The sequence below is a fragment of the Aliidongia sp. genome, from assembly GCF_035943795.1.
Lineage (GTDB): Bacteria > Pseudomonadota > Alphaproteobacteria > ATCC43930 > CGMCC-115725 > Aliidongia.
Genome location: NZ_DASZBY010000134.1, coordinates 1 through 10810 on the forward strand (window position 1 = coordinate 1; position 10810 = coordinate 10810).

Consider the following 10810-nt stretch of genomic DNA (forward strand, 5'->3'; position numbering starts at 1 on the left):
CGCTTCCTGCATGCGGCCGATCTCGTCGTCGCGCGTCTTGGCCGGGATCTCCACCGCGAAATCCTGCTGGGCCAGCCGCCCGATGGTCGCGGTCAGGCTGAGGATCGGCGCGCTGACCCGGTGGCGCACCACCAGGAAGCCCGCCGCCGACAGGCCGAGCGCCGCCAGCAGCAGCAACGTGTCCAACACCAGGTTGCGCGTCGCACGACCCGCCTCGTCATCCGCCCGCGCCACCATCTGGTCGAGCGCGACGTTCAGTGCGTCGACCGCATAGGTCGTATATTCGGTATTGAGCTTGCGCAGGTCGTCGATCGCCATGGTCGGCTTCTGACCCGACGCCAGCGCCTCGACCAGCGCCTTCTGCCCGTCGAACACCGGACCCGAGAAATTGCCGTTGGCCTTGGCGACGGCGGCGACCAGGCTCTGTGGCGCATCCTTGCGGGCGGCGGCCTCGGTCACCACGACCCAGGCGGCCGAAGCGCGCGCCATGTCCTGGTACCAGGCGAGCGCATCGGCCGGCGCGATCGCCTGGCCGGACGCCACCGCCGACTGGACCACGAGCGAGGCGAGGCCCAAGTTGAGCCGGGTCGTCCAGGCGGCCCGCTTGACGTTGAGGAAATGGTCGACCACAGGATCGACCAGCTTCAGCGAGGCCTCGAGCGGGTCGCTGGCGCCGAGGATGCCGTCGAGATAGGCCTGGGACGTCTTCGGCCAGTCCTGCACCGTGCTGCCGTCGCGCGCGGCCTTGGCCTGGTGGATCGCCGTATCGACCTTGGGCCGCATGGCGACGACCGCGTCATGGGTCGATACCAGACGGGCGACCGGGGCGGCCAACTCAGGCAGTGCCAGGTCGTTCAGCGCCTTCAGCCCGTCGGCATAACCTTCTTCGGCGGTCCCGCGCAGACGAACGACGTCGGCCTCGGTCGTTGCGGTGATCGGCCCTTCACCAACCAGCCCGCCGATCTCGGCGCCGCGCTCGTTCCGCATGCCCAGCAGCGCCTTGAACAGATGCTTGGACGTGATGCTCGCCGTTTCGACCCGATGGGCATTGGCGCTGCGCGCGACCGCGTCGACCAGAGCGCTGGCGCTCATGATCACCAGCAGCAGCCCCATGGTTCCGATGAGCATCCAGAGCAAAGTCCGGAGCGAGATATTGCCGAAGCGGTCCATGAGACCTCCCGTATCGTAGGTTTTTTTGATGCAGACTCCTCCCAGCATCGAACATCGATGCTTAGGATTCACTTAGCAAAGGTACGTGCCCGAAAATTTCCCACCGATCCCGGCTGTACCCCAAAAATCTCCCAGGACGGCCGGCTGTGGCGCAAGAGTTTGGGAATTGTTGCGGGCCGGACCGACCTAGAATGGCTCCATTCCGCTCCGACGCCCTTCCGAGAGAGTTGCCATGTTCGACAAACTGTTCCTCGATCACCCGCGCACGGTCGACGAGACCTATTTCGAGCATCTGCAGGTCGCGGGCTATTTCGGCGTGACGATGCTGGCCGCGGGCCTTGCCTGCCTGGTCCATGCGATCATCCCCGGCGCTTTCACCAAGACCGGCAGCAAGGCGGTACGCCACCTGCACGACCGCATGGTCGCCAACCGCCATCGCGGCACGGTCGCGGAAGCCGCCCGCTCCTGATCCCGTTCCCCAGCACCTTTCGCGCCGGAGCCCGTTCATGTGCCGCTGGCTGAGTTATCTCGGGCCCGAGGCCTATCTCGACAGCCTGCTGTTCGAACCGAAATATTCCCTGGTCCAGCAGAGCCTGGCGGCGCGCAAGTCGGTCTGTGCCACCCAGGGCGACGGTTTCGGGCTCGGCTGGTACGGCGACCATGCCGACCCCGGCCTCTATCGCGAGGCCCTGCCGGCCTGGAACGACCGCAACCTGCGCTCGCTCGCCCGGCAATTGCGCGCCCGACTGTTCTTCGCCCATGTCCGCGCCTCGACCGGCACCGACACGGCGCGCAGCAATTGCCACCCGTTCGCCTATGACAAGTGGCTCTTCATGCACAACGGCCAGATCGGCGGGTTCGACCGGCTGCGCCGTCGGCTCGAAGCGAAGATCCCCGATGAACTCTACCCGTTCCGCGCCGGCACGACCGACAGCGAGACTGCGTTCTACCTGCTGTTCCGCCATGGCATCGAACGCGACCCGGTCGCAGCCCTGCGCGCCGTGCTGGTCGACATCGAGGACGAGCGGGCCGCCGCCGGGATCGACGAGCCGCTGCGCTTCACAGCGGCCCTGAGCGACGGCCGGCGGGTCGTCGCCGTGCGCTATGCCAGCGACGACAAACCGCCCAGCCTCTACTGGCGCCAGGACGGGGCCACGACCGTCGTCGTGTCCGAACCGCTCGACGGCGAGGCGCAGAGCTGGAACCGCGTGCCGGCCAATCATTTCCTGATCTCGGCGCCAGACCAGCGCGTGGCGCTTTGCCCGGTTGCAGCCTGATCGGTGGAAAGATTCCCAGACCACCCTATGATGGGCTGAATTCATCCCGCACGGGGCTACACCCATGGTAGATTTCGACCGGGCGGACGCACGCATTCTGGCGCGTTTGCAGAGCGATACCGACGTCACCATCGCCGAACTGGCCGAGGCGGTCGGCCTGTCCAGCAACGCCTGCTGGCGCCGCGTCAAGGCGCTGGAAGAGGCGCAGGTGATCAAGAGCCGGGTCGCCTTGCTCGATGCCGGCAAACTGGGCCTGGGCAGCACGGTATTCGTCAGCATCCGCACCAGCCAGCACAGCGAGGAATGGCTCGAGAGCTTCGCCAAGGGCGTCACCACGATCCCCGAGATCGTCGAGGTCTATCGCATGAGCGGCGAGGTCGATTATCTGTTGAAGATCATCGTGTCCGACATCGCCCACTACGACCGGGTCTATCGTAAGCTGATCCGGGTTACGACCCTGTTGGACGTGAGTTCGAGCTTTGCTATGGAGCAGTTGAAATACACGACCGCCCTGCCACTGTCCGAAGTCGCGTTCAAGCCATGAGACGGACCCTGGCCCTGACGGCCCTTGCCCTGCTGCTGCTCGTCCTCGGGGGGCGCGCGCTCGCGGTCGACCTGGTCATCGAAGCCGAGGAGACGCCGCCCGAGAGCTTCGAGATCGATGGCGAGATGGGCGGCATCACGGGCGAGGTGCTGAAGCAGGCGCTGGCGCGCAGCCACGTCACCGCGTCGATCGCGCCGGTGCCGTGGCAGCGCGCCTACAACGACGCGCTCGCCACGCCCCAGACCTGCGCCTATCCGACCACCGTGACCGACGAGCGCCTGCCGCTGTTCAAATGGGCGGGCCCGCTGACCCGCAACGACTGGGTGCTGATCGGCACCAGTGAGGGCGGCATCCATCTCGACCGGCTGGAAGACGCCAGGCGCTACCGGATCGGCGTCTACCAGGGCGACGCGCGCGAGGATTTCTTCCGCAAGGCCGGCGGCTTCCAGGTCGAGACGGTCAACAGCAACGAACTGAACCTGACCCGCCTGCAGGCCGGCCGCATCGACCTGTGGGCGGCCAGCGTCTACACGCTGTGGTACGAGCGCAGGCACGGTGCCGCCAACCTCAAGGTCGTGCTGCCGTTCCGTTCGGTCACCCTCAGTCTCGCCTGCAACAAAAGCGTGCCGGACGATGTCATCGCCCGCCTGAACCATGCGATCGCCGACCTGATCGCCGACGGCACCACCGACCGGATCGAGGCGCCGTACCGGTAGAGGGTCTTCCAGGAGAGAGATTCCCGAGGTCGCGGGCTTGGCATTCCCGGCGCAGCCGGCTATGACCCCCATCCATCCGCCGCGTTCCGAAAGCATCGCCATGACCGAAACCCCGCCCGATCGCCTGTCGACCAATCCGAAGAGCCCGTTTTTCGACGAGGCCGTCCTGGCGCGCGGCGTCGGTATCCGGTTCGATGGCGCGGAAAAGACCACGGTCGAGGAATATTGCGTCAGCGAGGGTTGGGTGCGCCTGGCCGTCGGCAAGACCATGGATCGCCACGGCCAGCCGCTGACCATCAAGCTGAAAGGCGTGGTCGAACCCTATTTCCGCGACGACACCCCGGCGGCTGACGCCTGATCGGTCTCTCAGAACGTATTGCTGATCGCCCCGGCCGCCCCGGACATCGACCGGGTCAGCGTATGGACATGGGCGTGGATCGCGCATTTCATGGCATAGACCAGCAGCATTTCCGGTTCGCGCCGGACCCGGACGAGCGAGACGAGCCGGCGGCGATATTCGCGCCGCAGCGCCGGGTCGCGGACATGCCATTGCAGCCGTGCCAGGATCGCGGCGGCCTGGACCAGCGCCTTGGCGCCCGATAGCGCGCTCCGCCACGGATGGGTCGCCCAAAAGCGCCGGCGGGTCTGGTTGAAGCGCAGCCGGCCCTGCACGAACAGCGCGTCGAAACGGTCGAAATAGGCGACCGGCGCGTAAAGCTCGTTCATCAGCGCCAGATAGCCGCGGCACAGTTCGTCGCGGCCCAGCCGCAGCGGTATGACGTTGGTGCCGAACGGCGATTGGTCGGCCGGGTCGAGCCGGCCCTCGAGCGCCAGGCGCGCATGAAGCGGCGTCTTGGGCAGCGCCGTCAGCATGCCGGTCATGGAATGCATGATGCGCGCGTCGGCCAGGAAGCGCCGGTGCGCCTCGAACACGGTGCTGTCGTCGCTGTCGAAGCCCAGGATCATGCCGCACCAGACCTCGAGCCCGGCGTCCTGGATCGCATGGACTTTCTCGACCAGCGTGCGCACGCCGCGCAGGTTCTGTTTTTTCTTCGTCTCGATGAGGGCCGCGTCATTGGGGCTCTCGATGCCGACGAACACGGTCACGATATTGACCGCCGACATCAGCGCCATCAGGTCCGGATCCTCCGCCAGGTCCAGCGAGGCCTCGGTGAAGAAGGTCAGCGGATAGCCGCGCGCCTCCTGCCAGGCAGCGACCTCGCGCAGGACCGGCCTGATCGCGTTCTTGTTGCCGATCAGATTGTCGTCGACGATGAACACGAACTCGGCGCCCTGGGCGTGCAGCGCCTCGATCTCCGCGATCACCTGGGCGCCGGTCTTCAGCCGCGGGCGCCGGCCGAACGTCACGATGATGTCGCAGAACTCGCAGGTGAACGGGCAGCCGCGGGAGAATTGCACGCTGCCGAATGCGTAATGCTTCATCGGCAGCAGGTCGAAGCGCGGAACCGGCACGCGCGTCATGTCGGTCCGCTCGGTCTGCTCATAGCGCCGGCCGGCCCGTCCCTCGGCCCACTCGGCCAGGAACAGCGGCCAGGTATCCTCCGCCTCGCCGACGAAGATCGTGTCCGCGAGGCCGTCGAAATAATCCTCCTGCAAGGTCACCCAGGGACCGCCGACCAGGGTGAACAGGCCGCGCCGCTTCAGCTCCGCCAGGATCTCGCGCATGCGAAAGCGCTGCACGCTCATCCCGGTCAGGCCGACGACGTCGGCCCGCGCGCATCGGTCGAAATCGATCGGCTCGACATTCTCGTCGATCAAGGTCACCTGGTGCGGACTGGGCGTCAGTGCCGCGAGCAGCGACAGCGCCGCCACCGGAAACACCGCCCGCTTGCCGAAATACGGCATGGCATGTTCGAGGCCCCAATAGGAGACCTCGAACCGCGGATTGATGAGGACGATGTCGGCCATGGCGGTCGAGCATGCCCCAGTTCCGCCTCGGCCGCGAAACAACAAAAGGTGACTGGGCGGCCTACAGGTACGAGGTCACGGCCGGCGGCGACTGCCAATTGTCGTGCCGCCCGTCGCAATAGCGGATCGGCGCCGCGGCGAGTTCGGCCGGATCGACCCCGTCGAGGCAGGCGACCGCGATCGAGCGGAAATCGCCGCCCAGAATGTCGAGATGACCTTGGCCGAACGAGCGCACCCCGCAATGCTTGCAGAACAGGTGGTGCATGCACTTGGTCCCGAATTGATAGTCGGTGAGGTCGGCAGCACCGCCGAGCAGGCGGAACGCGCTGGGGGCAACGAGGACGCCCCAGTTGCGGGTCTTCGCGCAGATCGAGCAGTTGCACCTGCTGGTGCCAGCCGCGAGATCGATGTCGGCCTCGAAATGGACGGCGCCGCAATGGCAGCTGCCTTTGTAGGTCTTCAGCATCGTTGGCTCCCGGAGTTGAACGTCTTGCGCAGCATTGTCGAATATGACAACATATTGTCATGATCGAAGATATAGAGAAACGACAACATGTTGTCAATGAGCAATCCGCGGCCCGCTCGCCGGCCGGGGATGCGTTCGCGGGCCTGGCAATCCTGGTCCTGCGGCTGGCCGGCCACTTGACGCTCGCCGGCGACGCGCTGGCCAAACCGGTCAGGCAGACCAGTGCCCGCTGGCAGGTGCTGGCGGCAGCCGGCCACGGCACCATGTCGGTGGCGCAGATCGCCCGCGTCCTGGGCGTGACGCGCCAGGCCGTGCAGCGTCTGGCCGATCTGATCGAAGCCGATGGCCTGGCCCGCTACCAGGACAATCCGGCCCACCAGCGCGCGAAGCTGCTGGTCCTGACCGACGAGGGCCGGCAGGTGCTGGCCGCGATCAAGGCCAGCCAAGCCACCTGGGCGAACGCGCTCGGCGCGGAACTGGGCGAGACGGACCTGCGGGCTGCGGGGCTCGTGCTGGATCGGGTGCTGGGTGCCCTCACGCGAGGGGCGGCCGGCGATGAATGACCGGCTGAGCCTGCGGGCGTTGAACCGGGCGACGCTCGCGCGCCAGCTGCTGCTGCGGCGCCAAGCCCTGCCGGTCGCGGACGCCCTCGAACGGCTGGTCGGCCTGCAGGCTCAGGCGACCGACCCGCCCTATGTGGCGCTCTGGACGCGGCTCGACGGTTTCGCGTTCGCCGACCTGGACCGGCTGCTGACCAGCCGCCAGGTCGTCCGCGCCGCCGCAATGCGCGGCACCCTGCATCTGATGACCGCGCGAGACTATGGAGCGCTGCGCCCGATCCTGCAGCCGGTGTTCGACCGTACCCTGCTGGCGAACCACGGCCGGTTGCTGGCCGGGCTCGATCTCGACGCGGTCGCCGCGGCCGCCTGCGCCCTGCTCACCGGGCAGCCGATGAGCTACGCCGCGCTGGGCAAGGCATTGCAGCAGCGCTGGCCCGATCGCGCGGCCGCGGCCCTCGCCGCCGCCGCGCGCAATCATGCGGCCCTGGTCCAGGCGCCGCCGGCGCTGTGGGGCGACGGACGGCCGCCGCGCATGACCGACGCGCAGAGCTGGCTCGGGCGACCGCTCGCGACCGACACGGCGCCCGGGCCGCTGGTCCTGCGCTACCTGGCCGCGTTCGGTCCGGCCGGCATCGCCGATATCCGCACCTGGTGTGGGTTGACCGGCGTGGCGGAGATCGTCGAGGACCTGGGCGCCCGGGTCCGCCGGTTCCAGGGGCCGGAGGGCGAGACCCTGTTCGATCTGCCCGAGGCGCCACACCCCGATCCGGAGACTCCGGCCCCCGCCCGCCTGCTCGGCGGCTTCGACAATCTGTTGCTGTCCCATGCCGATCGGAGGCGGTTGCTCGACGAGCGGCACCGCGCCCACGTCGCCACAGTCAACGGCATCTTCCATCCGACCCTGCTGATCGATGGCCGGATCGCCGGGACCTGGAAACTCGCGACCGACCGAAAGGCAGCGCAGGTGACGATGACGCCTTTCGCGCTGCTGGCCGGCGACGCACGCGACGCACTGAATGTCGAAGCGGCCGGTTTGCTGGCCGCTGCGGCTCCGGGCCTGGATCCGGACGTGCGCTGGATGGCGCCGGCCGTGCTATAGGGGAATGGGACACGCGGCGGCGGGAGCGGCTGAATGGATACGCTGACGTTCATAGCGAGCCTGGCGAAGAGCTTTGCCTGGCCGATCGTCGTCATCGTGTTCCTGATCCTGACGCGCGCGTCGCTCGGCACCCTGATCGAGCGCCTGTCCGAACTGGCCTTGCCCGGTGGCGCCAAGTTCAAGTTCAATAACATCCTGCGCGACGCGACGAAGGAGGCCGCCAAGCTCGAAGCCCCCGGCACGCTGATCACGTCGATCGGTAAGGCGGCAGGCAAATCGACCGCCCGCGGCACACCCAAGTCCCTGCTGCTGGTCCCGGACGAGCCTGATGTATTCGCCATTCCTCCGGCGGCTGCACCAGCGGCGCCCACGGCACCGATGCCGCCCCCTTGGGATGCCTCACTCGTGCAGCCGGCCAGCACCAAGAGCCCGGAAGCCATCATCGCCTCGGCCTATGCGAAGCTGCTCAACGTCGTGGCCGAGGTGGCGAACAAGCTCGGCGATCATCATGCCGACGGCGGGCTGCCGCTGCGTGTGATCGGGACCTTGACCGAGCGGGGCCTGGTGACCCTGCCGGCCCTGTCGCTGTTCGAAAAGATCTCGGCCCTGCAGCCCCTGGCGGCCGGCCCGGCCTCGGACAAGATCACGCTCGCCGAGGCTTTCCAATTCGCCGGCCTGTGCCAGAAGCTGTCCTTCGCCCTGCACGAGGCCGCCGACCGGCTTTAGCGGCGGCCGGTCCCCCACGCCTTCAGCGCAACAGCGATCGCAGATGATTTTCGCCCAGGCCCACTTCGCGGCAGTGGGCGAGATAGGCCTCGGTGCGGGTGAAGACGTCGTCGAACCCCGTGACTGCACCCTGCTCGTCGACATAGAGGATCGGGCCGAACATGTGGAAGATCGCCAGCATGTGCCCTTCCTCGGGATGGACGAACAGGGTGTGGGTATCGCCGGGCGGCTCATAGATGAAGGTCCCCTGCCGCGCGATCCAGTCCCGTTCCAGATAGCCCCAGGTTCCGCCGAGCGTGACGCCGGTGACCGCGTTGGTGTGACGATGCCGCTCGAGAACCCCGGCGCCCACGCCTTTGAACAAGCTGACCCAGGAACCCTGGCTCACGTTGAGGACCAGCGGGCGGGTCCATTGGTTTTCACCCAGCGGAAGCCACGCACGCTCGTCCTCGGTCACGTCGTGATGGATCAACTCGTCCATCGAGCCGAACGGAGCGGGCAGCGTTACCGCCCGATGGCCGGAAAGTTCGCGGATGGTGTTGAGGGGTTTGGTCACGGCATGCCTCCTGAGTACTTGATCATTTCCGGGAAATATCTCGTATAAGAGAATTTGTCCACAAAAATTGCCATTTGCCGTAAATGGCATTACAAAGCCGTCATATTGGGAAATTCGGTGAGACCAATGCCAGGAACCTCCATAATCAAGCCGCGCGCAGCGGATCGCGGCACGGGTGCGATTTCCGAGAGCACGCTCGGGCCTCGCGTGAAATCGCTCCGTCTGGAGCGCGGCTGGACGCTGGAACAGATGGCGCGTGAAACCGGCGTGTCGCGCTCGGCGCTTTCCAAGATCGAGCGCAGCGACATCTCTCCCACCTTCGACGCGCTGCTTAAACTGTCGCGGGGACTGCGGCTCGAGCTACCGGACTTGCTGAGCGATCCGCCCGGACGGTCCGCGTCGGGACGACGGAGCATCGTGCGCGGGGGCGACGGCGAGCGCCACGACATGGAGCATTACCGCCTGCGTCTGCTGGTCAGAGACCTGAAGCGCCCGGCCTTCATTCCCTACGAATTCACCGCCACGGCACGCTCCGTCGACGCGTTCGCGCAATGGGACCGGCACGACAGCGACGACTACATCTATGTCCTGTCGGGCATCATCGTCCTGCACACCGAACTCTACGAGCCGGTCGAACTACACCCCGGCGACAGCATCTATTTCGATGCCCGGATGGGGCACGCCATCGTTTCGGGCAGCGACGACCCGGCGCGCGCGCTGTGCGTTTCGGCCCCCGAGCGCGGCCAACTCGTTCCCAAGCGCGCGCCCCGTCAGCCAATCTAGGAGCCCTCATGCACGCCCTGGCCTTCGACCGTTTCGGGGACGCCGACGTCCTGGTCTACCGGCAACTGCCGGATCCGGAGATCCCACCGGGAACGGTGCAGATCGCCCTGGAGGCCGCGGGCCTCAACTTCGCCGACATCTATCGGCGCCGCGGCGACTACGTCATCGCAGGGGCGCCTCCTTACATCTTGGGGTACGAGGGGGCCGGCACGGTGGTCGGCCTCGGCGCGGGGGTCCACGACTTCAGCCTGGGCGACCGGGTCGGCTTCGCCGACGTGCCGTTTGCCAATGCGACGCGGGTGAACGTTCCGGTCGACCATGCCATCCCGCTGCCGCCCGCCATCACGTGCCGCCAGGCGGCCGCGGTGATGCTGCAAGGCTTGACGGCCCTGTATCTGATCGAGGACAGCGTGAAGGTCGAGGCCGGGCAGACCATTCTGGTCCATGCCGCCGCCGGCGGCGTCGGCCAGATGCTGGTCACCATGTGCCGGGGGCGCGGCGCCCAGGTGATCGGCCTGGCATCGACGCCGGAGAAACGGGCGGTCGCACTGGCGAACGGGGCGTCCGCGGCACTCGGCTATGACGATGACTGGGTCGGCGCCGTCCGCCAGGCTTCGGGCGGCCTCGGCGTGGATATCGCATACGATTCCGTAGGCTCGACCTTGCCAGGCAGCCTCGCGACCTTGCGTCCCGGCGGACGGGCGGTCATCTACGGCATGGCCGGTGGCGACCCGCCGCCGATCGCGCCCCGGGACCTGCTTGCCGGATCGCTGAGCCTGATTGGCGGAGACCTGTGGACCTATCTCGACAGCCGCACCGCGCGACGAGAGCGGGCCGCCCGCCTGTTCGCCGCCGTGACATCCGGCAGCCTCCCCGTCCCGCCCATCGAAATCTTCCCTCTCGCGGACGGCGCGGCGGCGCACCGGAAACTGGAGCGTCGTCAGGTCATCGGAAAGATCATCCTCGTGCCTTGAGATCCGCGGC

The 10810-nt window shown here is 67.3% G+C and carries 14 protein-coding genes; 10 read left to right on the forward strand and 4 right to left on the reverse strand.

The features are described 5' to 3' along the window. Positions 1–1170: HAMP domain-containing protein (locus VGV37_RS25715; RefSeq protein WP_326882655.1), on the reverse strand; the 1170-nt coding region annotated here is incomplete at its 3' end. A 232-nt stretch (positions 1171–1402) separates the two neighbouring features. Here VGV37_RS25715 and VGV37_RS25720 point away from each other — a divergent pair. From VGV37_RS25720 to VGV37_RS25740, 5 genes are all read left to right on the forward strand, one after another. Continuing rightward, a complete protein-coding gene (locus VGV37_RS25720; RefSeq protein WP_326882656.1) occupies positions 1403–1639 on the forward strand; it encodes a DUF6356 family protein in 237 nt (78 codons plus the stop codon). 37 nt (positions 1640–1676) lie between these two features. Then, positions 1677–2447 (forward strand): class II glutamine amidotransferase, encoded by a 771-nt coding sequence (locus tag VGV37_RS25725; protein WP_326882657.1) that lies wholly within the window; start codon positions 1677–1679, stop codon positions 2445–2447. 64 nt (positions 2448–2511) lie between these two features. Further along, positions 2512–2991 carry an Lrp/AsnC family transcriptional regulator gene (locus VGV37_RS25730; protein ID WP_326882658.1) on the forward strand — a complete coding sequence of 160 codons (480 nt, stop codon included), beginning with the start codon at positions 2512–2514 and terminating at the stop codon, positions 2989–2991. Next, entirely contained in the window at positions 2988–3707 is a 720-nt protein-coding gene (locus VGV37_RS25735) for a transporter substrate-binding domain-containing protein (protein WP_326882659.1), read from the forward strand. Before VGV37_RS25730 ends, VGV37_RS25735 begins: the two co-directional genes overlap by 4 nt. A 100-nt stretch (positions 3708–3807) precedes the next feature. Next, positions 3808–4065, forward strand: a complete 258-nt coding sequence (locus VGV37_RS25740) for a DUF3297 family protein (RefSeq protein ID WP_326882660.1) — start codon at positions 3808–3810, stop codon at positions 4063–4065. Between the two features lie 8 nt (positions 4066–4073). Here VGV37_RS25740 and VGV37_RS25745 read toward each other — a convergent pair whose 3' ends face one another. Both VGV37_RS25745 and VGV37_RS25750 read right to left on the reverse strand, forming a co-directional pair. Next, on the reverse strand, positions 4074–5636 hold the full coding sequence (locus tag VGV37_RS25745; RefSeq protein WP_326882661.1) for a DUF4070 domain-containing protein: 1563 nt from the start codon (positions 5634–5636) through the stop codon (positions 4074–4076). 61 nt (positions 5637–5697) lie between these two features. Beyond that, a complete protein-coding gene (locus VGV37_RS25750) occupies positions 5698–6102 on the reverse strand; it encodes a GFA family protein (protein ID WP_326882662.1) in 405 nt (134 codons plus the stop codon). A gap of 59 nt (positions 6103–6161) precedes the next feature. On the opposite strand from VGV37_RS25750, the gene VGV37_RS25755 reads away from it, so the two are divergent. Genes VGV37_RS25755 through VGV37_RS25765 form a run of 3 tightly spaced genes read left to right on the forward strand, consistent with a single transcriptional unit; the run spans position 6162 to position 8487 of the window. Beyond that, a complete protein-coding gene (locus VGV37_RS25755; protein ID WP_326882663.1) occupies positions 6162–6665 on the forward strand; it encodes a MarR family winged helix-turn-helix transcriptional regulator in 504 nt (167 codons plus the stop codon). Further along, a complete protein-coding gene (locus VGV37_RS25760) occupies positions 6658–7761 on the forward strand; it encodes a winged helix DNA-binding domain-containing protein (protein ID WP_326882664.1) in 1104 nt (367 codons plus the stop codon). The genes VGV37_RS25755 and VGV37_RS25760 overlap by 8 nt, the downstream gene beginning before the upstream one ends. Before the next feature lie 33 nt (positions 7762–7794). Further along, positions 7795–8487, forward strand: a complete 693-nt coding sequence (locus tag VGV37_RS25765; protein ID WP_326882665.1) for a hypothetical protein — start codon at positions 7795–7797, stop codon at positions 8485–8487. Positions 8488–8509: 22 nt separating this feature from the next. On the opposite strand, the gene VGV37_RS25770 is transcribed toward VGV37_RS25765, so the two are convergent. Continuing rightward, positions 8510–9043 (reverse strand): 2,4'-dihydroxyacetophenone dioxygenase family protein, encoded by a 534-nt coding sequence (locus tag VGV37_RS25770; RefSeq protein WP_326882666.1) that lies wholly within the window; start codon positions 9041–9043, stop codon positions 8510–8512. Between the two features lie 207 nt (positions 9044–9250). Between VGV37_RS25770 and VGV37_RS25775 the strand changes: the two genes are divergently transcribed. Together VGV37_RS25775 and VGV37_RS25780 are read left to right on the forward strand one after the other, a co-directional pair. Continuing rightward, positions 9251–9826, forward strand: coding sequence for an XRE family transcriptional regulator (locus VGV37_RS25775; protein ID WP_326882667.1), 576 nt, complete (start codon positions 9251–9253; stop codon positions 9824–9826). 8 nt (positions 9827–9834) lie between these two features. Further along, the gene (locus tag VGV37_RS25780) at positions 9835–10800 is read left to right on the forward strand and encodes a quinone oxidoreductase (protein WP_326882668.1); all 966 of its coding nucleotides are present in this window, start codon (positions 9835–9837) and stop codon (positions 10798–10800) included. Positions 10801–10810 lie beyond the last annotated feature (10 nt).

Bases quoted from the DNA above. Each gene is read 5' to 3' on its own strand.
- VGV37_RS25720 (WP_326882656.1), top strand. From the start codon at position 1,403: ATGTTCGACAAACTGTTCCTCGATCACCCGCGCACGGTCGACGAGACC.
- VGV37_RS25725 (WP_326882657.1), top strand. From the start codon at position 1,677: ATGTGCCGCTGGCTGAGTTATCTCGGGCCCGAGGCCTATCTCGACAGC.
- VGV37_RS25730 (WP_326882658.1), top strand. From the start codon at position 2,512: ATGGTAGATTTCGACCGGGCGGACGCACGCATTCTGGCGCGTTTGCAG.
- VGV37_RS25735 (WP_326882659.1), top strand. From the start codon at position 2,988: ATGAGACGGACCCTGGCCCTGACGGCCCTTGCCCTGCTGCTGCTCGTC.
- VGV37_RS25740 (WP_326882660.1), top strand. From the start codon at position 3,808: ATGACCGAAACCCCGCCCGATCGCCTGTCGACCAATCCGAAGAGCCCG.
- VGV37_RS25745 (WP_326882661.1), bottom strand. From the start codon at position 5,636: ATGGCCGACATCGTCCTCATCAATCCGCGGTTCGAGGTCTCCTATTGG.
- VGV37_RS25750 (WP_326882662.1), bottom strand. From the start codon at position 6,102: ATGCTGAAGACCTACAAAGGCAGCTGCCATTGCGGCGCCGTCCATTTC.
- VGV37_RS25755 (WP_326882663.1), top strand. From the start codon at position 6,162: ATGATCGAAGATATAGAGAAACGACAACATGTTGTCAATGAGCAATCC.
- VGV37_RS25760 (WP_326882664.1), top strand. From the start codon at position 6,658: ATGAATGACCGGCTGAGCCTGCGGGCGTTGAACCGGGCGACGCTCGCG.
- VGV37_RS25765 (WP_326882665.1), top strand. From the start codon at position 7,795: ATGGATACGCTGACGTTCATAGCGAGCCTGGCGAAGAGCTTTGCCTGG.
- VGV37_RS25780 (WP_326882668.1), top strand. From the start codon at position 9,835: ATGCACGCCCTGGCCTTCGACCGTTTCGGGGACGCCGACGTCCTGGTC.